The organism is Thermoactinomyces sp. DSM 45892 (assembly GCF_900107305.1).
Lineage (GTDB): Bacteria > Bacillota > Bacilli > Thermoactinomycetales > Thermoactinomycetaceae > Baia.
Map to the genome: position 1 here is coordinate 38531 of NZ_FNPL01000019.1, position 20367 is coordinate 58897.

The window sequence follows — 20367 nt, forward strand, 5'->3', positions numbered from 1 at the left end:
GCCCCACTTCTATCTATGTATGTTTCTTATTGTAGCATAGTAAATACAGCCATATAGAGGAGCGAGAACAGCATGAAACACAATTTTGCTTCGGCCCTGCACACAGATCAGTACCAAATTACGATGATGTTTGCCCATTGGAAACAAGGAAATCATACCAAAAGGCGTGCATTTGATCTTTACTTCCGCACCCTTCCCTTCGGCAATGGATATGCTGTTTTTGCAGGGTTAGAGCGGGCTATTACTTACTTGCAAAATGTCCGATTCACCGAAGAAGACCTTTCCTACATACAATCTTTATCTCCATCCTATAATGCCCCATTTTTAGAATATCTCCGCCAATTTCGCTTTACAGGAGATTTGTATGCATTTCGTGAAGGCTCGCTCATCTTTCCAAACGAGCCGGTCATGCGCTTAGAGGGAAATGTGAATGAACTTCATCTCATTGAGACGGCTTTATTAAACTTTACAGGCTTTCAGACGCTAGTAGCTACCAAGGCAGCTCGTATTCGTCATATCGTCGGGGAGCAAGATACATTGATGGAATTTGGAACCCGTCGTGCTCAAGAAGCAGATGCCGCAGTCTGGGGAGCACGATCCGCCTATATCTCTGGCTTTAACGCCACTTCTAATGTACTGGCAGGGAAAACATTTGGTATCCCAACTAGCGGTACACATGCTCATGCTTGGGTGCAAGATTTCTCTAGTGAATTAGAAGCGTTTCGTGCCTATGCAGATGCATTTCCCGATCAAGCCGTCTTACTGGTTGATACCTATGACACGCTAAAGAGTGGTGTTCCCCATGCAATTCAAGTTGGGCTGGAGTTACGGGAGAAAGGTTATACCTTAAAAGGAATTCGATTAGATAGCGGAGATTTAGCATATCTTTCTAAACAAGCCCGCAGAATGCTGGATGAAGCAGGATTAACAGATACAAAGATTGTCGCTTCAAATGATCTAGATGAACAAACCATTCTAAATCTAAAAGCCCAAGGGGCCCGAATCGACAGTTGGGGTGTTGGAACCAAACTCATTACCGCTCACGATCAACCATCTCTCGGTTGTGTTTATAAGATGGTCTCGCGATTAGAAGAAAACCAGTGGACACCTACGCTTAAAATTTCATCTAATCCGATCAAAGTATCAACTCCCGGCCGAAAAAAAATCGTCCGAATCATCGATTTAAAAACAAACAAAGCGCAGGCAGACTACATCATGGAAGTAAACGAGGAGCTAAATCCAGCCGAACCTCTCTTGTTAATTCACCCTGTTCACTCATTTAAGAAGAAAACAATCCGGAATTATCGAATTGAACCGCTCCATGTACCTATTTTTCAGGAAGGAAATCTTGTCTATTCATTACCAAAACTAGATGAGATCCGTCAATTCCATCAACAACAGATGGATCAGTTTTGGGAAGAGTATCTCCGCATCTTAAATCCAGAAGAATATGCTGTAAACCTCTCTGATACGCTTTGGGAAACGAAGAAGCAACTTCTGGATGAAATCCAAGAGCAAGTGCAAGATCTTTCGGAGCGGTGACGGCAAGGTAAGGTCTATTTACAGATACAAATTGATTGTAGCGGGTTGCCTAGAAGTGGATAGGCAACCCTTTTCATTGAGCCTTGAAATGGGGCACTATTTTTACTGAGGGGAGCTTATTATTTTCTGATACCTCGCATCTTTTTACAAATTATTTCCTTTTCAACAATTTTTCTATATAATCTAACTATAGTGAAAAATGTCGTTTTTTAAGGAGCAAGAGGTAGATGAAACTAAGTAAATTTCAATTTTGGTTACTGATTGGCTTTACAGCCATCCTCATTTTTATTTTTATTAGTAGAATCCCTTTTGAAACAGAACAGCCAGCGGCCCAATCAGCATCTGAGAAGAATAAGCCACCTACCTTGATTCCTACCACACCGCCCCAAGATATAGAAGAAACGAAAAAAAAAGATCAACAAGATCCTGAAGCAAAACAAATATTAGAAAACCAGCAGAAACGGGAATCACAAGTAGAACCATTTCTCACTACATTTTTTAAAGATTTCTACCAATATGATACCAAACAACCAACCGCACATGTAGAACGGGTAAAAAACCGCTTAGATTCCTCTCTCTACGAAATGTTAAAAGCTCAATATAAGGAGCCGTTTGCAGACACGAAGAAAATGGAATTCCGAGATTTTAAAATCGAGTCGAGAGCTACCGAGGATACACAAGATATTCGTCTAGAGCTAATCGCCCATATTACCTTTACTGGCTCTGATAACAAAGCTGTAACCGAACCTCAATTCATCTCAATCCTATTAAAGCCCAGTGGCGATACATGGAAGGTAAGGTGGTTAGAAAGTGCCAATGCTGCCGACTAACCTAAACAACAGAAAAGATCGAGATTCCCTTATGGCCCTTTTTATTGGAATGGGCACGCTCCCTAGCATTTTGATCCTTCTACTCATCACCTTTACGATCTTTATGGTGATCCCCTTTCTAAATAAACCGGAAGCCTTACCTGAAGATGGCACGACCACCACTATGTCTATCTTTCGCGACTATTACGAAGAAGCCGCCGCAAAATACAACATGCCTTGGGAAATCCTAGCGGCAATTCATGCGAAAAGCCCTCCATACTCTTCACATGCTTCTAAAGTAAGTGGAGCGGTTCCTGATGTAAAGTATAAAGAGTATATCGAGTCGGCCCTTCATCGTTGGAACAAAGATCGAAAATATCAAGTTACACCTGCTTTAGTTGCCGCCGTGATGGAGCAAGAGAGTAATTTTAATCCAAATGTCGTTTCTTCTGCTGGAGCTGTTGGCTTAATGCAACTCATGCCCTCTAACTGTGAGGCTCGTCAGTGGAGTATTCAAGATTGCAAAATCCCGGTTAATAATATCGATCGCGGCGTCCAGCTTCTAGTGAACCATCTAAATCATTACAATGGAAACATAAAATACACACTAGCTGCTTATAATGCTGGAGCGGGAAATGTAAAGCGTTATGGTGGAGTTCCACCGTTTCAAGAGACACAAAATTATGTAAAAAAAGTCCCCGAACGAATGGGCAAATTTGCTGGAGAAGCAAACCTTGCACCCGTTAAAGATTACATTTTCGACTTGGCCCAAACGTTAAAAGAAGAAGCCGATACACAAAAAGGAATTTGTAAAAAGGATGCAACCCATCAGTTAGGAGAACAAACCGTTAACACCTACGGTGACAACGTCATCTGTGGCATTTACAAACTAGATTCAAAATTTGCAGGTGATGGTGGCTGGGATTATGTAAATGAGGTAGCCTCTCAGGCGAATGTCTTTACAGGTAGAGTTACGATTGATGGGAATGTGAAATATACTGGAGGAACACTTGTCTGGCCCGTAGCCAACTGCCCAATTACAGGAAGATGGAATGAACGTAGACCTGGACACTTTCATCGTGGACTTGATCTAGCTTGTGCCGAAAATACCTTAGTCCGTGCAGCCGGTGATGGCGTGATCTATATAGATAAAGATAATCCAGGTGGTTTTGGCCATTACTTAGGCATCAAGCATACTAATGGACTCATTTCTTGGTACGGACATACCATCCCCTACGGAAACATCCATGTCGGTACAAAGGTAACCAAAGGCCAATATATCGCTCAAATCAAGCAAATCGGCCGCTCAACTGGTCCCCATCTTCACTTTGAGGTGCACGTCGGCTCAAATCCCTCTTCCGATGCCCGAGATCCGCTATTATTTCTGCAAAAAAAATAACCTAGGCTATGTGCTAGGTTATTTTTTTGCAAGTAAAGTCTATGACTCCTCATCACAACTAGTAGAAAACAAAATAGAAACTTCGCAAATTTGATTTCTTAAAACATCTTGAAATACATTTGCAGCAACTCCAGTAAAAGTATTACATAGATTTGAGATATCATCATTAAAAAACTGAATGACTTCTGGCTTGAAAACAGGGTAGACAGCGTCTGGTTCATCGGGTAGTTGAGGTTGTACGACAACTTCTTGGAAGAAGTCATTACCGGTTAATGCAGTCTGAAAGATGCTTGCGATTTCGAAAGCATCTAAAGGACAAGGTAAGGGAGTAATCAGTTCTCCATGCGTATTAATAACGACAACTAAGACTTCGACATTTCCGAAGGTTTTCGTAGGGTGGAGGAGCGTAGCGATGGCCTTCGCTTTTTCATTGTCTGATACTATGACAATGATAAGATAAACATCTACAACCGGAATAAGGGGGCCTACTGTTACACTAGGATCCGCACCCACTGAGTACTTGATTTCATTAAAATATGTGACCCACGGCGGGGAAAGCTCCACATTTTTCGTCTCGATCATATTCATAGAAGAAGGCCTCCCATATTGTTTTCTTTCATATAATATGTGGAGATTAAGAGAAGTGACTCTTATACAAATCTATTTAATTCATATATGGATGAATCGAGATTGTTTACGCTCTAGGGAAATCATAAATGTACGGATACGACTTTATCGGATTGACCTCGCCGTATCCGATCAATCACTTATGTATCCCAAGCGACCGATCCTGTCTCCTTAGCGCATACAAACGATACGCATGTACCACGATCACCTTCGACACAGCATAGGTAGGAACCGCCAGCAACAGCCCCAGGAACCCCCCTAAGCTACCTGCCACTAATAACACCAAAATAATCGTCAATGGATGAATCTGTAAACTTTTCCCCATCACATAAGGTGAGATGAGATTGCCTTCGAGTTGCTGTGCGATGACAGCGACAATGACTACTTGGTACACCATATCAGGCGAGGTAATCAATGCCACGATGAGCGCTGGAATCGTTCCTAATAAAGGGCCGATAAATGGGATCACATTGGTAAACATTGCGATAATCGCCAGTAGGAGCGAGTAATCGATTCCGATGATGAGATAACCGATGTACAACAATGCTCCAATCGACATGCTGACAATCACTTGACCTTTGATATACGAGCTAAGCGCTTGATCTAAGTCACGTAATATCGCCATTCCTTGCTTCCTCTCCCACTCGGGGAACAGTTGCAAGAAATAATCGGGCGTTTTATGTCCTTCCCGTAACATGTAATACAAGATAAATGGAACCGTAACCAGAACCGTGATGATGTTGGTAACGACACTAATGAAATTAGCAATGTTATTACCGATTACAGCGTAACTCGTTTTCAGATAGCCTACTACCGTTTGAGATATCTCATTCCAATCGACATACGGCTCAATCCAAGGATGATGTGACATTTTGACAAACTGTACTTGTGCCACATCCATCATCGTCGGGAGATTTTTGATTAATTTCTCGACTTGATCGCTCAGTGGGGGACCGATTAAAAATCCAAATAGGACCATCAATCCGATCCCGATTAGATAAATGGTTAAAATAGCAAGAGATCGTGGAAATCGAAGTTTCATTAGGGTATCCACGACGGGACGAAGCAAATAAAACAAGACCCCTGATATGAGAAATGGGAAAAATAAAGTTTGGAAAAAAATAACAACCGGATGAAAGATAAAGCTAATTTGACTTCCGAGCAGTATAATTAAAAACAATATAACGATCCCATAACCAAACAAAAACCACTTTGATTGGGGCATTCGATTCACCCGCTTTCCTGTTTACTGTCCTTCATTCTGTCCAGAATCTGACAAAGGGTGGCGTTAAACATCCCGCCTATAATTAAAATGAGCGCGCTTAAATAGAACCAACCCAATAACACCATCCAAGCTCCTAAATTCCCATACACTAATGAGTAATTGCCAAATCTCCCTACATAGATCGCAAAAAAGTATGAGCTGATTTGCCAACCAAATGTAGCAAATAATGCCCCAGGGAGTGCATCCCGATATCCGACGTGGGTGTGAGGAGCAAATACATATAGGAAGAAAAAAACGATAAATAAAATCATACTCCCTGCCGACCAACGTAGAAGCAACCATATATCAATAAAGCCTGATGTTGCCCCGAGCCAAGGGAATAGGGTATGCGCCAACACTTCCCCAAATATAGAAACAACTAGCGAAACAATCAACCCTATTAAAATACCTACCATCAAGAAAAAGCCGACCCATAACTGCTTCCAAAAAGTACGTTCTTGCTTTACTTGATACGCATTATTTAATATACGTATAATAGAGTGGAATGCGAGTGAGGCGATATAGATGGTTGCCACCAAGCTGATCGAAAGTGCTTTACCATTCTTTTGATCCATAATACCATACAAATTGGTACGAATAAGTTCATAAGTAGAGGGTGGCGCATAAGGATGGATTGTTTCAAGAAGCTCTGTACCTGAAATCGGAAGATATCCAATGATCGTGAAAGCTAACATTAAAAATGGAAATAATGAAAGCAACAGATAATATGCCAATTGAGCCGCTAAGTCCCCCATCCGATCTTCAAAATAGCGATGTGTAATTGTAATGATTACCTCTTTGCATATTTTCCATATGTATAACAACTCCTTTCCCCTTTCCGTTTTAGCGTTTAATCTATTTATAGCCTTTTTTTTTGATATACAATCTTACATAAAAAACCGAGGTGAACCAACATGACCCTAATCTCACTTCATGAAATGGGCGAAGTAATCCGCAGAGTAAGAAAAGAACGTGGATTAAGACTGGAAGACTTGGCAGACGAAAATATCTCCCCTGCCACTGTTAGTAATATTGAGCGTGGTGTAGCGCATGTAAGTCCAGAAAAAGTAACCTATTTGCTAGATAAATTAGATATCCCTGTCCAAAAGCTACCTGAAATTCTAGAAAAAGAACAACAAGAATTACAAGAGTTATTTGTTCAGCTACAAATCGTTAGTACTCTTCGCGAGATCGGAAAATTTGATGAAGCTTTACAAACCCTAGACAGCATGCCTGTTGATGATCATCATCCGTTAATTCCTCAAGTTTACTACTCCAAAGGTAGATGTTATTTTTCGAAAAAGAAGTATCGCCAAGCAGAGCGCGCTTTTCATAATGCGATTCGCAGTGCCCAACAAGGAGAAAACCGAGAAAATAACATTGAATCGGCTGGTTACCTCATGTTAGGTGTGATCTGTTATCTCCAAAACAGCCTTTCTCAAGCCCTCACCTATGCAAATCAGGGCTTAAACGTCTGGGTACAGGGGGGAGAGCGCCTTCATATTCGGCATCTCCTACTGAGAAACAAAGGGGTCTGCCTACAGCGTTTAGGTCGTATTACAGAAGGGATGCAATTAATCCAAGAGATATGGGACGAAGTAGAGCAAGTGGATCGAATTGAAACAAAACTAATGTTCTATTGGCTCCGAGCTGATTTTTCGAAACGCTCCGGTTTCCTTGATGAAGCAATCCAGTTTACCTTACAAGGAATTACCCTTGCGAGAAGAAATGGGAAGCTCGTCTCCCTATTCGAACTCTGGACACTTCTTGGCTCCATCTACCTAGAGCAGAAGAAATATCACTTAGCCGAACAAGCTCTCGAGACAGCCCAAAAGCTACGCGGATCTTTCCCAGATGGCGCGCGATTAGCCAGCGTCTATACCCAATTCGGCCTTCTATCTATGGTAAATGAAGAACTAGACAAGTCCTACGAATATTTTCTGGAGGCCATTACGATTTCCAAGAAATATCAAGATGCAGCACGCCTGATTTCGAATCTATCTGTCATGGGTGAGATTTGCCGTAAACGAGGGCAGACAGCGGAAGCCATCGAGCATTTACAGCAAGCGGTAGCTCTAGCAGAAAAGCATGAGTATAAAGAAAGAGAAGCAAAACTATGGATGCAACTAGCTAGCTGCTATGAGGGAATCGATGATAAGGAATTTATCCATTGTATGCGGAAGACGTATTCTCTTCAGCAAACGAAACAAGAGTCCTATATCGTTCACAACGATATTATCTAATCTTTAGTACCCAAATCGAGTGTGCTATACTTTAACAAGTTAGCTGTATTTTTTAGAATGCCAAAGGGGATGAACACCTATGAAACTGATGGATGCGAATCAGATCATTGACTTTATCAAGAACAGCGAGAAAAAAACTCCTGTAAAAGTATACATAAAAGGACAGTTAGAAAGTGTATCCTTTGGAGAAAATATAAAATCATTTATTAACGGCAATGTAGGCACCCTTTTTGGTGATTGGAAAGACATCAAGCCACTCTTACAGGCACATGAGTCTCAGATCGAAGACTTCGTGATAGAAAACGATCGGCGCAACTCTGCTATTCCGCTTCTTGAAAACAAACATATCCATGCTCGTATCGAACCAGGAGCTATTATTCGTGATCAAGTCGAAATCGGGGCAAACGCAGTCATCATGATGGGAGCTGTCATTAATATCGGCTCTGTGATCGGGGAAGGAACCATGGTCGACATGAATGCAGTGATCGGCGGACGTGGTACCGTGGGTAAAAATTGTCACATCGGAGCAGGCGTTGTGATCGCAGGGGTGATCGAGCCACCGTCCGCTACTCCAGTCATCGTAGAAGATAATGTATTAATCGGAGCAAATGCGGTGGTCTTAGAAGGGGTCCGTATTGGAGAGGGTTCCGTCGTAGCCGCTGGAGCCGTTGTGGTAGACGACGTTCCGCCAAATGTGGTGGTAGCGGGTACTCCTGCTCGGATCATCAAAGAGATCGATGAAAAAACCCGCTCTAAAACTGAAATCAAACAAGAATTACGCCAATTGTAGCAGAGAGGGCCCTTCGGGGCTCCTTTTCATATTTCAAACTCGTGTGAGGTGACGCTTCATGAAATCGACTCAGGAACTAGATGAAACCTTTATCATGCATACGGTAAAACGCCTTCCCATCGCCATTGATCACGCCCATGGCAATTATCTACATGATATGGAAGGCAATACATACTTAGACCTTTTCACAGGTCTTGGGGTCAATACACTCGGCCACTCCCACCCTCGTCTCATGGAAACATTAGTGGAACAAGGAAAACGTTTTCTACATATTAGCAACCTTTTCTTAAACTCCCCTGCTATTTCGCTAGCGCAAAGGCTTGTCGAGAATACTGTCCAAGATGGAAAAGTATACTTCTGCAACTCTGGTGCCGAAGCAACAGAAGCTGCTATTAAACTCATACACAAATGGAGTAAGACATATGCTCCTGATCGACACGGCATAATCGTGTATACAAATGGCTTTCACGGCCGAACACTAGGTGCAGTCCGTCTCACACGTCAATCTCATATTTATCAAGATTTTCCAGAGTTAAACTACCCTGTGTTTGAAGCAACAACCATCGAACAACTAGAAGACATTTGCCATGCCGAAAAGCCCGCCGCTGCCCTATTCGAACCGATTCTTGGCGCTGGCGGCGTTCATGCCCTATCACACAACTTTCTGCTCCGTGCCCAAGAATTATGCCAAGAACACGGAATGCTATTTGCTCTCGATGAGATTCAAACCGGCATCGGACGTACAGGCTCTCTATTTGCCTATCAACATGAAGACTTACCGGGACTCCATCCTGATCTTATCCTATTTGCTAAAGGGATTGGTGGCGGACTTCCACTTGGCGGAATCATCGCAAATCACAAAGCAGCCGACGTATTCGGGTACGGCGATCATGGAACCACCTTTGCCCCCTCCCCTCTCAGCGCGGCCCTAGGAAATACCGTCCTAGATCTATTGCTAGAAGAAGGATTATTAGAAAAAGGACGTCTCGCCGCACAAGAACTTTGGGCTGGCTTACACATGCTACAAGGGCAATTCCCCGAACAAATCACCACCATCCAAGGTCGTGGTATGATGATCGGAATTCGCACCCAGCTCACAGCAGAACAAGTCACTCATATCCAAAGTGAACTCCTGAAACACGGTATCCTAGTAGACATCGCTGCCAAAACCGTCATCAGACTTCTCCCACCTCTAACCCTACAAAAGAGCGAAACCAAACATTTCCTCACTACTATAAGGGAAGTCTTACTACAGTTAGCCTAATCATCGTCAACCCTGAAAGGAGAACCACACCGATGAAGCCTGACCTAGTCCACATCCGCCGCGATCTCCACCAAATTCCCGAACCCGGATTCGAAGAGTTTCAAACCCAAGCATATATCCTATCGTTTCTCAAGTTCCTACCACAAGATCGCTTCGAACTGCAAACATGGCGAACTGGAATACTGGTGCGGATCACAGGAAGAAAACCACGTCAAACCATCGCCTATCGGACAGACATGGACGGTTTGCCACTCACTGAGCAAACGACCCTTCCCTTCCCTTCGAAGCATCAAGGGTATATGCATGCTTGTGGCCACGATGTACATATGACCATTGCACTCGGTCTCATTCATCACTTCATTCATCATCCCGTCGATGATCACTTGCTATTCCTCTTCCAACCTGCCGAAGAGGGACCCGGCGGTGCAGAGCCCATGCTCCAAAGTGAAGAATTTCAGCGCTGGAAACCCGATCAGATCTATGCGCTTCACATCGCACCCGAATACCCAGTTGGTACCATTGCCACCCGCCCCGGGATCTTATTCGCCAATACGCAAGAAATCTTTATCCATCTGCAAGGAAAAAGTGGCCATGCTGCCTATCCCCATCTCGCCCATGACATGGTGGTCGCCGCATCACAGCTGGTCGGTCAACTACAAACCGTCGTAGCTCGTAATATGAATCCCCTCGATTCAGCCATTATTACCATCGGGAAACTACATGCCGGTACGAAAGAAAACATCATTGCAGGAGAAGCACTTCTTGAAGGAACGATTCGCACTTTATCTGCCGAATCCATGGAACTGATAAAAGAACGATGTCAATCCATCATCCGGGGCATCGAAGAATCGTTTCAATGCAAAGGAACCCTCACATGGGGATCAAACTATTGCCAAGTATATAACCACCACCAACTTACCCAAGAATTTATGAACTGGACCCGTACAGAAACAGCATTTCAGCTTATTGAATGCAAGGAAGCTCTCACAGGCGAAGACTTCGGATACTTCCTTGAACAAATCCCTGGGATGATGTTCTGGTTAGGCGTCGACACCCCCTACGGACTCCATCATCCACAGATTGAGCCAAGCGAAGATGCTATTTCTGTTGCGGTTGAGTTGATGAGTCGTTATCTAACACATGTAGCCTCGTTCAACGAACGATATTCGCCTCGACGATGAGATCTTATAAAAAACAAAAACACGTCAGAGCTTCTAGTCTCTAACGTGTTTTTGTATATATGGATTAACCAATCGAGCCTTCCATCTCAAACTTGATCAGACGGTTCATCTCAACTGCATATTCCATTGGTAACTCTTTCGTAAACGGTTCAATAAAGCCCATAATAATCATCTGGGTTGCTTCATTTTCCGAAAGTCCACGACTCATCAAGTAGAAAAGTTGATCCTCGGACACTTTCGATACCGTCGCTTCATGCTCCAGCATAATGTTATCGTTTTGGATTTCATTATACGGAATCGTATCCGAAGTAGACTGGTCATCCAAGATGAGGGTGTCACATTTCACATTTGCCTTCGATCCCTCGGATTTCTTACCAAATTTGGTTAGACCACGATAGGTAACTTTCCCACCCTGTTTACTAATCGACTTCGAAATAATCGTAGCCGTACAGTTAGGGGCCAGCATCGTTACTTTCGCACCCGCATCTTGATGTTGTTCTTTTCCGGCTACAGCAATGGAAAGAATATCTGCCTTCCCGCCTTCACCTTTCATCACCACAGCTGGATACTTCATGGTAAGTTTGGAACCAATGTTACCATCTACCCATTCCATGTGTCCGCCTGCTTCACAAACAGCGCGCTTCGTCACAAGGTTGTAGATGTTTGGAGCCCAGTTTTGGATGGTGGTATAACGAACACGAGCATTTTTCTTTACCACAATCTCAACGACCGCACTATGAAGGGAATCTGTGCTGTAGATCGGAGCCGTACAACCCTCTACATAGTGAACAAAGCTTCCTTCATCCGCAATGATGAGAGTGCGCTCAAATTGTCCCATATTCTCTGAGTTAATGCGGAAATAAGCTTGTAATGGCACTTCGCATTTCACACCAGGTGGTACATAGATGAAAGATCCACCAGACCATACCGCACTATTTAGCGCAGAAAACTTATTATCTGCCGTCGGAATAACCGTTCCAAAGTATTCTTGGAAGATTTCTGGATGCTCACGAAGAGCCGTATCCGTATCGCAGAAGATCACACCTTGATCTTCCAGTTCCTTTTGCATGCTGTGATAGACTACTTCAGATTCATACTGAGCCGATACACCTGCTAAGAATTTTTGCTCTGCCTCTGGAATTCCCAGCTTGTCAAATGTCTGCTTAATCTCGTCTGGTACCTCTTCCCATGTCTTACCTTGTCGTTCAGAAGGCTTCACATAGTAAGTGATGTTATCGAAGTCCAATTCACTTAGATCACCTGGTAGCAAGGAAAACCATTTGCTATTCAGATCATCCGGCATGGGCATCTTTTCAAATTGCTCGAGTGCCTTGAGACGAAACTGCAACATCCAGTCCGACTCACCCTTCATACGAGAAATTTCCTCTACGATCTGACGGTTAAGACCCCGTTTTGAACGGAACACCGATACATCTTTATCGCGAAATCCGTATTTATAATCGGAGATTTCAGGTACATCACTGTAATCAGGTACATTTTGTGCCATGTTTCTCTCCTCCTTCAACTATTTATGTTCATTTACCCCTTTTTCTAGAGCTTTCCATGCCAGCGTTGCACATTTGATACGGGCGGGAAATTTTGCCACTCCAGTCAGAGCTTCAATATCTTCTAATGGAAATTTTTCCATGTCAATCTCTTCACCCTGCATCATACGAGAAAATAGATCAACAAGTTCTAGAGCTTGTTCGTACGTTAGCCCTTTTACTGCTTCTGTCATCATAGAGGCGGAAGATAGGCTGATCGAGCAACCTTCACCCGTAAACATCGCCTTCGTAATCTTACCCTTTTCTAAGTGGAGTTGTAGGGAAATACGATCTCCACATGTAGGATTGTTCAGCTCAATTGAGACCGTTCCATCTTCAAACGTCCCTTTATTACGCGGATGTTGATAATGATCCATGATGACGCGACGATAAAGATCATCTAAAGACATGTCCGAAGTACTCCTTTGTCTTTTTTAATCCTTTTACAAGGGCGTCTATGTCTGATTCGTCATTATAGAGATAAAAGCTCGCACGCGCTGTAGCAGATGCTTTTAACCATCTCATCAACGGTTGACAACAATGATGCCCAGCACGAACGGCAATTCCCTCTGCATCAAGCACCGTAGCCACATCATGTGGGTGAACATCACCTAGGTTAAATGTGACAAGGCCGGTACGGTGTGATTTAGGACCATAAATCGTAAGCCCCTCGATCTGACTCATCTGCTCGGCTGCATACGTAGCCAGTTTGCGATCGTGCTCCTCTATTATATCCATTCCTACGGACTCTAGATAGTCGATAGCAGCACCGAGGCCAATCGCCCCTGCGATGATCGGAGTCCCACCTTCAAACTTCCAAGGTAGCTCTTTCCAAGTAGAATCATGCAAGTCGACAAAGTCGATCATCTCTCCACCAAATTCAATCGGTTCCATCTGTTCGAGCAAGGATTTTTTCCCGTACAGTACCCCGATTCCCGTAGGCCCCATCATTTTATGACCCGAAAATTGATAGAAGTCTACATCCAAGTCTTGAACGTCCACTTTCATATGCGGCGCCGCTTGAGCCCCATCTACAGAGATGACACCGCCCACCGCATGAACCATCTGTGCAAGTTCTTTAATCGGTTGTACCGTCCCCATCACATTGGATAAATGATGGATCGCTACCATCTTCGTTTGCGGTGTGATCATCTCAGCTACTTTCTCTAAATCCAGTGTTCCATCTGCTTCTAGCGGAAAGAAAGTAAAAGTAGCTCCTGTCGCTTTAGCCGCCTGTTGCCAAGGGATGAAATTACTATGATGTTCCGCAACTGTGGTGATAATCTCATCACCCGGCTTTAGATTCGCTCTGGCATAACTAGAGGCAACTAGATTGATCGCCGTTGTCGTACCCCGAGTAAAAATAATCTCTTGGACCGACTTAGCATGAATGAATTTGCGTACCTTTTCACGAGCACCTTCAAATCCATCTGTTGCCCTTGTACCTAAAGTATGAACGCCCCGGTGAACATTTGAGTTATAACCCTCATAATACTGGGTCATTGCTTCGATAACGGGATACGGTTTCTGAGAAGTTGCTCCACTATCCAAATAAACTAACGGGTGACCGTTTACCTGTTGGTGTAGGATCGGAAAATCCTTTTTCCATGGGTTGGTCATCGTAGTTTCCTCTCGATTAGCTGATGAATCGTTTTACGCAAGCTATCCGAAGGGATTTCCGAAACAACTGCATCCAAGAATCCGCGAACAACGAGACGCTCTGCCTCTACACGCGAAATTCCACGAGACATTAGATAATACAACTGATTTTCATCCACCCGGCCAACCGAAGCCGCATGACCCGCTGTTACGTCATTTTCATCAATGAGCAAAATGGGGTTTGAATCGCCACGAGACTGGTCACTAAGCATTAGCACTTTACTCGATTGTTGACCATCCGCTTTACTAGCGCCCTTCTCGATCTTCGTAATACTGTTTGTAATGCTAGAAGCGTTATCTTTCATCACCGCGCGCGCATTTACGTCACTCGCAGTATGTGTACCCCAATGGTACGCTGAGGAAGTAATATTGGCTCTCATATCTCCAGAACCAAGGGCTACGGATTTTACGTTTGCGATACCGCCTGATTCATTCAGATGACTTGTACTATCAGAAATGATGCGACCTTCGCTAAGATCGGCAATAATATATTCTACTTCTGCATCCCGGCCGATATTAGCACGTCGATATAACACATCAACTGTCGAAGCCCCCATGTGACTAACCGTAGCAAGCCGCACCTTTGCATTTTGCTTCGCAACGACTTCAATCACGGCATTAGAGAGTGCTACCTCCCCTTTGGAAGTAAAATTTGCCACAAATTCTACACGGCTATTCTCCTCTGCGACAATCACTACATGTGGGAAAATCGCAACTTGTTCCCCTTCGGCATAGAAGAGGCCTTGGAATGGGATTTCCACCTCTACATTGCGTGGTACATAGAGAAAGATCCCTCCTGTAGCCAGTGCGCCGTGTTGAGCCGCCAAACGGTGTGCATCCTTCGTAACCAGAGTCATAAAGGTTTGCTTGACCAAATCTTCGTGTTTACTACTAGCTGTATGCAGATCCGTAAAAATAACACCTTTAGCTTGTAACTCATCTTGGAGTTGCTTATAAACCACAGATGAATTTTTCTGCACCAAGACGTTTTTTTCATCAAACAAAAGCGCTTGTACCTCTCCCGGCAGTTCACTTAAACTTTGTAGTGGAGCCGCTTCTGTATAAGGAGTAAAACGATCAAAGTTCCATTTACTTAGATTGGTTTTCTCTAATTTCGGTAGAGGAAGCTCATTTATTTTTTGAAAAGCGGCCAAACGATGCTCTAACATCCAAGCAGGCTCCCTAAGATCCTGAGACAGCTTGGCTATAAACTGATCATCAAACTGCAATTTTGTTTCTAAGCTCATCGCCAACACCATCCTTACCCTTTTCCTACGGTTTCGTCTTCAATACCCAACTCTTCTTTTACCCAATCGTAACCTTCTGCCTCAAGACGTTCAGCTAGTTCTGGCCCGCCTGATTTCACGATACGTCCCTGCATAAATACATGAACAAAGTCTGGTTTAATATAATTCAACAAACGTTGATAGTGCGTAATAATAAGGCACCCAAACTCATCATTGCGCATCGAGTTTACACCCTCTGCTACTACTTTTAACGCATCAATATCAAGGCCTGAGTCAATCTCATCTAAGATCGCAATGCCTGGCTTAAGCATCATCATTTGTAGGATCTCGTTACGCTTTTTTTCTCCACCTGAGAAACCTTCATTTAGATAACGAGTAGCAAACTTTTGATCCATCTCGAGTACGTCCATCTTAGTGTCCATCTCACGGATAAACTTCATAAGAGAGATTTCATTTCCTTCACCACGCTTCGCATTCACTGCACTACGAAGGAAATCAGAGTTCGTAACACCGCTTATCTCAGATGGATATTGCATAGCTAGAAAAAGACCCGCACGAGCACGCTCGTCTACTTCCATTTCCAATAAGTCTTCTCCATTTAGATGTGCTTCTCCACCTGTGATTTCATACTTAGGATGACCCATTAGAGCAGAAGCGAGTGTGGACTTACCTGTTCCATTTGGCCCCATGATGGCATGGATTTCCCCACCCTTGATCTCAAGATTGACACCCTTTAAAATTTCTCGCCCTTCGATCTCTACTTTTATATCTTTGAGCGTTAGATTCGGTTTATTTGACATTCTATTCCCTCCATGAAATCAAAATCGACATCTGTATATTCTCGTAATCATAAAGGCCAAATGCCATTCATAAAATTAGCGTTAGCCATTCTCTCTAAATCATAGGGTATGATATGATGAAATCAAAATCTAGATTAGAGTGATTATCAAGTGATTCTCATTTTATTCTACTCGACCTCTCGAAGGAGTTCAAGAAATGTTTCCGAAATGAATTTTTTTAACGCTATTATGACCTTCACTCCTACACCGTACCCATGTTATTTCAGTACAATCAAATATTTTTATTCTTCAGCAAAGAGGTGCAAATCATGAGCCAACCCGTTCGCTGTATTGAGTGTTATAAAAACCGTCCCGGTGGAAGGTGTGATTTCTGTCCTCTGCACAAGAAAAACAGACATCATTACTTACCACTCGAAAACGGTTGGTTTTCTTTAAGGAAAGAACAAGAACCAAAATCGCAAACTAAAAATAACAGGATTTAATAAAATTTTTCTCTATTTTCTAATATATCGCACACTTTTTTTCGTATCTTTTTCTCTGCGAATTCGATAAAATAGATTTGTGTCTATTATTTCTATCGATTTCCTCCTTTATCTTCAACCTTATTTTTCAAAACACATCAATCATTCAATCTTTCTACACACTCATTACTAATAGAACATCCATCATTCATGTACAATAGAAGTAGATATAGAATCCTCTTTAGAAAGTAGCTTTTATCCCATTTTTTCTCTTTCTTATTTTCGCTAGGAGGCAGATTTTATGAAGAAAATTCGCACTCGTAATCAAGATTTCAACCTCGCCCATGAAAATGTTTTTCCTTTATTATTGAATAGAACGATTGAAAAAAAACGTTGGCCTATGGCTTATGAGCAAAAATCAAATTATCAACCCTCTTCCACTGAATCAATCGGAGTCAAGACCTACAGATACAGCCTCAGTAAAAAAAGGCTACTAAAATTTTGGGAGCAACAACGTAAAGAGGTTCGAATCGCCCCCTTTCTCCCTGAAATTATTCAAGAAATCGTTTTTAAAAATGTCTATGACGATATAAAGGAAATGCTTGCAAATTGCTATTACGAGGATTTTCATCTCCCACTTATGGAAATCACACTACAAAGCTGGCTGCTCCATCAAAAAAACACCTCAATTGAATTAGATCGAAATCAGGATACACTCTATTGGGAAGAAGTTATTCAATTTCTCCATACTTGTTCCAAACGCAAACTATTACAAGACCTTCAACAACAAGGTAGTCGCCCCTCTTCTAAACATTTCATTTAATTTAAACGTCAGAAGCCGCCTTAGAGAGGTTTCCCTAAAGCGGCTCATTTGTTTTCTCTATTATGTTCCCCAGCACATCATACCTCATTATGAAGACTATACAGGGTCTGCTAATGTCTGCAAGTATTCACCATGAAAATATTCAATTACTTTTTCCATCATCACCCTGCGAGTCAAAATCCCTAAAAATTGGTTCCGTATATCAATAATAGGAATATAGGATCGGTTCACTAGGATTTCAAAAGCAAAGGAAAAGATTGAGTTTGATAAGATTCCACTGTGATTTAAATCCATTGCTTCATGAACTTGAAATTGATTTAGCTTTGAAAAATCAAGTTCATTTTCTTTTTCACGGCTTAGCTCATATAGATGATCTAAGATATTCGTTTTGCTAATGACTCCTTCAATTTGGTTCTCATCATTAATAACAGGAACCGAATTCTGCCCACGACGCGTGAGAACTAGTAAAGCACGATCTAATGTCCAATCAGGCTTTACAACCGTTACCTGTTCTTTCGGGATAATGAAAGGGGCGACTTCCTTTGAAAATAATAGAGTTTCAGCATTTCCTTTCATACTAAAAACTCCCTACATTACAAATTTTATATGTGTGATGTGTGTGCATAGATGTTTCATCTTATACATCCAGCCTCTCTCTTATTTTACCACCCTTTTTGAATGGAGATAAGAGTTGCTAGCAAAACGTCATGGAAAAAATAAACTTTAACCACAATAAAGACTTATTTTGTACATAGGGATCCACTTCCGGTTCCGTTTACTCGTGGTACATATATGCTTGTTGCAACAACTGAAATGCTTCCTCTCCCTGTCCTTGAGCCAGAAATTTTTGTGCCTCTTCGATCATAATAGGATTGGTTTCCATCGCATATTTCTCTGATTGCCTCATCGTGGAGCAAGCTTCCTCCCACTTCCCTTCCTCTGCATAAAACAGAGCAAGTTGATGAATCGCATAACAAAGCCCTGGACCTACTAACGCTACACCATCTCGATCTGGATAACTTGAAAATCGATTCTGTTCTCGATCAATTATTCTTCTTAATTCCTCATTCGCTAATGCATGTTTTCCTGCTTGGAAGCGATAATATTGGAGATATACTTCCAAATGAACCTTACTCATCATATAGCCCATCGAATCAGGGTACTGAACTAATGCCTCTGCCATCTCTTCTTCTGCTAGCGCATATCGGCCTCTCTCAGCATCCATCTCCGCCATCTCAATCAAGCTTCTTACATAAGCAAAATGCTGGTTTGCATTCTCCTGTGGGCCTTCCTGCGCATTCACTGCAAATAGACGGTATGCGAGATCCTTTGCCCCTTTTCTCATACACGTGACCGCTACCAACATTCGAGCGGTTAGTTCTTGATCAAAATGGTAAAACGTATCATGAGGGAGCATTCTCCCTACCTCTTCATAAGCCTCTGCTTTTAATTGTGTTAAGTCGTTTACCATAAAAACTCCTCCGAAGGACATTCATGTTGCAATTATTGTACCACGCCCAATACGATCTATCTCTCCTATTCACAATTTGTTTAAAAGTTCACGAAGAGTTACAATAAACCCATTCGACAACTAGAAAGGAATTTATTTTCACCATGTGGATTCTACTCTCTATTTTTTGCTCCTTGGCCTTCGGATTGGCTGGTTTTATGATGAAAGTCAGCTCCGCAAAAGAAGGCTCTCACACTACCCTACTATTTGGATTATATGTCACGGGTACCCTCGGATTTTTAGGTTATCTGTTTGTTACTGGAGAATGGGACACTTCACCGATCGTATGGATTGCTGGCCTGATCATTGGTTTCGGATCCATAGCAGGCAACATTTTATTTATGAAAGCATTAGATCAAGGGCCAGCGAGCCTTACTTCGCCGATTATTAACAGCAACATCTTATTTATTGTGATCATGTCTGTGCTATTTTACAACGAAACACTTTCATTAACCGAATCCATTGGGGTTAGCTTATTAGTTTTAGCAATCTTTATCATCCCCATTGATCCAAATGAAACCTTACGTATTCGAAATAAAACATGGTATTTGTATGTATTTGTGGCTATGGTCTTATTCTTTTTACGGACAGGCGGTCTCAAAATTACGGAGGAATTAGATCGTTCAAACAGTATGATTCTGTTTATTAGTTACTTGATGGGTGTTATCTGGTTTGCGATTGATTCTTTTTACAAACGGGGAAATCTTGGTTCGGCAAGGTCGATAAAAGTGGGTTGGATCTGGGGACTAAGCTCAGGAATTTTTTCTTTTGCAGGAATGCAGGCGTATACATTAGCATTGCAAGATGGACCAGCAAGCATTGTCTCACCGATTTTTGCCACGAATAGTTTGGTGGTAGCATTGCTTTCTATTTTGGTGTATAAGGAGCGGTTATCGCCTTTTCAGAAGTTAGCCCTTGTTCTTCTGGCTGTGGGATTAGTGATCATTCGATTGTAATCTTGATTCATCTATCGGGCACACACCAAAAAGAGTAGACCCTATGAGGCCTACTCTTTTTATGGGTAGTAAGTAGAAACAAACCTCTTCTATTCGAAAGGAGAAGAGGTTTTTGGTATTCCCTGAAAACTAAAGAGTGAGTAAGAAGCCAAAACCTGAGAGTGTGTAATTCGTTATGCTCATAAGAGCTCCATAGAAAGGAGGTGATCCATCCCCACCTTCCGGTAGGGATACCTTGTTACGACTTC

General features: G+C 42.5%; 18 protein-coding genes, 1 rRNA gene and 1 pseudogene. 9 read left to right on the plus strand and 11 right to left on the minus strand.

Annotated features, from left to right (window positions below):
* The first annotated feature begins 72 nt into the window (after positions 1–72).
* The 3 genes from BLU58_RS14260 (at position 73) to BLU58_RS14270 (ending at position 3750) form a co-directional block, all read left to right on the plus strand.
* Positions 73–1542 carry a nicotinate phosphoribosyltransferase gene (locus BLU58_RS14260; RefSeq protein ID WP_093293207.1) on the plus strand — a complete coding sequence of 490 codons (1470 nt, stop codon included), beginning with the start codon at positions 73–75 and terminating at the stop codon, positions 1540–1542.
* 227 nt (positions 1543–1769) lie between these two features.
* Positions 1770–2372: a hypothetical protein gene (locus tag BLU58_RS14265; RefSeq protein ID WP_093293209.1), complete on the plus strand. Its 603-nt coding sequence runs from the start codon at positions 1770–1772 to the stop codon at positions 2370–2372.
* On the plus strand, positions 2359–3750 hold the full coding sequence (locus BLU58_RS14270; RefSeq protein ID WP_093293211.1) for a transglycosylase SLT domain-containing protein: 1392 nt from the start codon (positions 2359–2361) through the stop codon (positions 3748–3750). The genes BLU58_RS14265 and BLU58_RS14270 overlap by 14 nt, the downstream gene beginning before the upstream one ends.
* On the opposite strand, the pseudogene BLU58_RS14275 reads toward BLU58_RS14270, so the two are convergent.
* The 3 genes and pseudogenes from BLU58_RS14275 to BLU58_RS14285 all read right to left on the minus strand — a co-directional run bounded on the left by BLU58_RS14275 (position 3675) and on the right by BLU58_RS14285 (position 6465).
* A pseudogene (locus BLU58_RS14275) lies at positions 3675–4332 on the minus strand (hypothetical protein). The gene BLU58_RS14270 and the pseudogene BLU58_RS14275 overlap by 76 nt on opposite strands.
* Before the next feature lie 181 nt (positions 4333–4513).
* Entirely contained in the window at positions 4514–5602 is a 1089-nt protein-coding gene (locus tag BLU58_RS14280; RefSeq protein ID WP_093293213.1) for an AI-2E family transporter, read from the minus strand.
* A gap of 5 nt (positions 5603–5607) precedes the next feature.
* Entirely contained in the window at positions 5608–6465 is an 858-nt protein-coding gene (locus BLU58_RS14285; protein ID WP_093293215.1) for a YihY/virulence factor BrkB family protein, read from the minus strand.
* 90 nt (positions 6466–6555) lie between these two features.
* On the opposite strand from BLU58_RS14285, the gene BLU58_RS14290 reads away from it, so the two are divergent.
* The 4 genes from BLU58_RS14290 (at position 6556) to BLU58_RS14305 (ending at position 11119) form a co-directional block, all read left to right on the plus strand.
* A complete protein-coding gene (locus BLU58_RS14290) occupies positions 6556–7884 on the plus strand; it encodes a helix-turn-helix domain-containing protein (RefSeq protein WP_093293217.1) in 1329 nt (442 codons plus the stop codon).
* Positions 7885–7963: 79 nt separating this feature from the next.
* Complete coding sequence (dapD, locus tag BLU58_RS14295) at positions 7964–8674, plus strand: 2,3,4,5-tetrahydropyridine-2,6-dicarboxylate N-acetyltransferase (RefSeq protein ID WP_093293219.1); 711 nt, start codon at positions 7964–7966, stop codon at positions 8672–8674.
* Between the two features lie 58 nt (positions 8675–8732).
* The gene (locus BLU58_RS14300; protein WP_093293221.1) at positions 8733–9938 is read left to right on the plus strand and encodes an aspartate aminotransferase family protein; all 1206 of its coding nucleotides are present in this window, start codon (positions 8733–8735) and stop codon (positions 9936–9938) included.
* A 32-nt stretch (positions 9939–9970) separates the two neighbouring features.
* Positions 9971–11119 (plus strand): N-acetyldiaminopimelate deacetylase, encoded by a 1149-nt coding sequence (locus BLU58_RS14305; protein ID WP_093293223.1) that lies wholly within the window; start codon positions 9971–9973, stop codon positions 11117–11119.
* A gap of 64 nt (positions 11120–11183) precedes the next feature.
* Here BLU58_RS14305 and sufB read toward each other — a convergent pair whose 3' ends face one another.
* Genes sufB through sufC form a run of 5 tightly spaced genes read right to left on the minus strand, consistent with a single transcriptional unit; the run spans position 11184 to position 16369 of the window.
* A complete protein-coding gene (sufB, locus tag BLU58_RS14310; RefSeq protein WP_093293225.1) occupies positions 11184–12626 on the minus strand; it encodes a Fe-S cluster assembly protein SufB in 1443 nt (480 codons plus the stop codon).
* An 18-nt stretch (positions 12627–12644) separates the two neighbouring features.
* Entirely contained in the window at positions 12645–13073 is a 429-nt protein-coding gene (gene sufU / locus BLU58_RS14315) for a Fe-S cluster assembly sulfur transfer protein SufU (RefSeq protein ID WP_093293227.1), read from the minus strand.
* Entirely contained in the window at positions 13060–14283 is a 1224-nt protein-coding gene (locus tag BLU58_RS14320) for a cysteine desulfurase (protein ID WP_093293229.1), read from the minus strand. The genes sufU and BLU58_RS14320 overlap by 14 nt, the downstream gene beginning before the upstream one ends.
* The gene (sufD, locus tag BLU58_RS14325) at positions 14280–15569 is read right to left on the minus strand and encodes a Fe-S cluster assembly protein SufD (protein ID WP_093293255.1); all 1290 of its coding nucleotides are present in this window, start codon (positions 15567–15569) and stop codon (positions 14280–14282) included. The genes BLU58_RS14320 and sufD overlap by 4 nt, the downstream gene beginning before the upstream one ends.
* 14 nt (positions 15570–15583) lie before the next feature.
* On the minus strand, positions 15584–16369 hold the full coding sequence (sufC, locus tag BLU58_RS14330; protein ID WP_093293231.1) for a Fe-S cluster assembly ATPase SufC: 786 nt from the start codon (positions 16367–16369) through the stop codon (positions 15584–15586).
* 762 nt (positions 16370–17131) lie between these two features.
* Between sufC and BLU58_RS14335 the strand changes: the two genes are divergently transcribed.
* Positions 17132–17653, plus strand: a complete 522-nt coding sequence (locus BLU58_RS14335) for a hypothetical protein (protein WP_093293233.1) — start codon at positions 17132–17134, stop codon at positions 17651–17653.
* Between the two features lie 96 nt (positions 17654–17749).
* On the opposite strand, the gene BLU58_RS14340 is transcribed toward BLU58_RS14335, so the two are convergent.
* Positions 17750–18229, minus strand: a complete 480-nt coding sequence (locus tag BLU58_RS14340; RefSeq protein WP_093293235.1) for a CBS domain-containing protein — start codon at positions 18227–18229, stop codon at positions 17750–17752.
* Between the two features lie 199 nt (positions 18230–18428).
* Positions 18429–19124 carry a tetratricopeptide repeat protein gene (locus BLU58_RS14345; protein WP_093293237.1) on the minus strand — a complete coding sequence of 232 codons (696 nt, stop codon included), beginning with the start codon at positions 19122–19124 and terminating at the stop codon, positions 18429–18431.
* A gap of 143 nt (positions 19125–19267) precedes the next feature.
* Here BLU58_RS14345 and BLU58_RS14350 point away from each other — a divergent pair, with 143 nt between their 5' ends.
* On the plus strand, positions 19268–20119 hold the full coding sequence (locus BLU58_RS14350; protein ID WP_093293239.1) for an EamA family transporter: 852 nt from the start codon (positions 19268–19270) through the stop codon (positions 20117–20119).
* Between the two features lie 196 nt (positions 20120–20315).
* On the opposite strand, the gene BLU58_RS14355 is transcribed toward BLU58_RS14350, so the two are convergent.
* Positions 20316–20367 (minus strand): 16S ribosomal RNA (locus tag BLU58_RS14355); the annotation flags it as partial.

Excerpts from the sequence above, each read along its gene's own strand:
- BLU58_RS14260 (WP_093293207.1), top strand. The coding sequence starts at position 73 with ATGAAACACAATTTTGCTTCGGCCCTGCACACAGATCAGTACCAAATT.
- BLU58_RS14265 (WP_093293209.1), top strand. The coding sequence starts at position 1,770 with ATGAAACTAAGTAAATTTCAATTTTGGTTACTGATTGGCTTTACAGCC.
- BLU58_RS14270 (WP_093293211.1), top strand. The coding sequence starts at position 2,359 with ATGCTGCCGACTAACCTAAACAACAGAAAAGATCGAGATTCCCTTATG.
- BLU58_RS14280 (WP_093293213.1), bottom strand. The coding sequence starts at position 5,602 with ATGCCCCAATCAAAGTGGTTTTTGTTTGGTTATGGGATCGTTATATTG.
- BLU58_RS14290 (WP_093293217.1), top strand. The coding sequence starts at position 6,556 with ATGACCCTAATCTCACTTCATGAAATGGGCGAAGTAATCCGCAGAGTA.
- dapD (WP_093293219.1), top strand. The coding sequence starts at position 7,964 with ATGAAACTGATGGATGCGAATCAGATCATTGACTTTATCAAGAACAGC.
- BLU58_RS14300 (WP_093293221.1), top strand. The coding sequence starts at position 8,733 with ATGAAATCGACTCAGGAACTAGATGAAACCTTTATCATGCATACGGTA.
- BLU58_RS14305 (WP_093293223.1), top strand. The coding sequence starts at position 9,971 with ATGAAGCCTGACCTAGTCCACATCCGCCGCGATCTCCACCAAATTCCC.
- sufB (WP_093293225.1), bottom strand. The coding sequence starts at position 12,626 with ATGGCACAAAATGTACCTGATTACAGTGATGTACCTGAAATCTCCGAT.
- sufU (WP_093293227.1), bottom strand. The coding sequence starts at position 13,073 with ATGTCTTTAGATGATCTTTATCGTCGCGTCATCATGGATCATTATCAA.
- BLU58_RS14320 (WP_093293229.1), bottom strand. The coding sequence starts at position 14,283 with ATGACCAACCCATGGAAAAAGGATTTTCCGATCCTACACCAACAGGTA.
- sufD (WP_093293255.1), bottom strand. The coding sequence starts at position 15,569 with ATGAGCTTAGAAACAAAATTGCAGTTTGATGATCAGTTTATAGCCAAG.
- sufC (WP_093293231.1), bottom strand. The coding sequence starts at position 16,369 with ATGTCAAATAAACCGAATCTAACGCTCAAAGATATAAAAGTAGAGATC.
- BLU58_RS14335 (WP_093293233.1), top strand. The coding sequence starts at position 17,132 with ATGAAGAAAATTCGCACTCGTAATCAAGATTTCAACCTCGCCCATGAA.
- BLU58_RS14340 (WP_093293235.1), bottom strand. The coding sequence starts at position 18,229 with ATGAAAGGAAATGCTGAAACTCTATTATTTTCAAAGGAAGTCGCCCCT.
- BLU58_RS14345 (WP_093293237.1), bottom strand. The coding sequence starts at position 19,124 with ATGGTAAACGACTTAACACAATTAAAAGCAGAGGCTTATGAAGAGGTA.
- BLU58_RS14350 (WP_093293239.1), top strand. The coding sequence starts at position 19,268 with ATGTGGATTCTACTCTCTATTTTTTGCTCCTTGGCCTTCGGATTGGCT.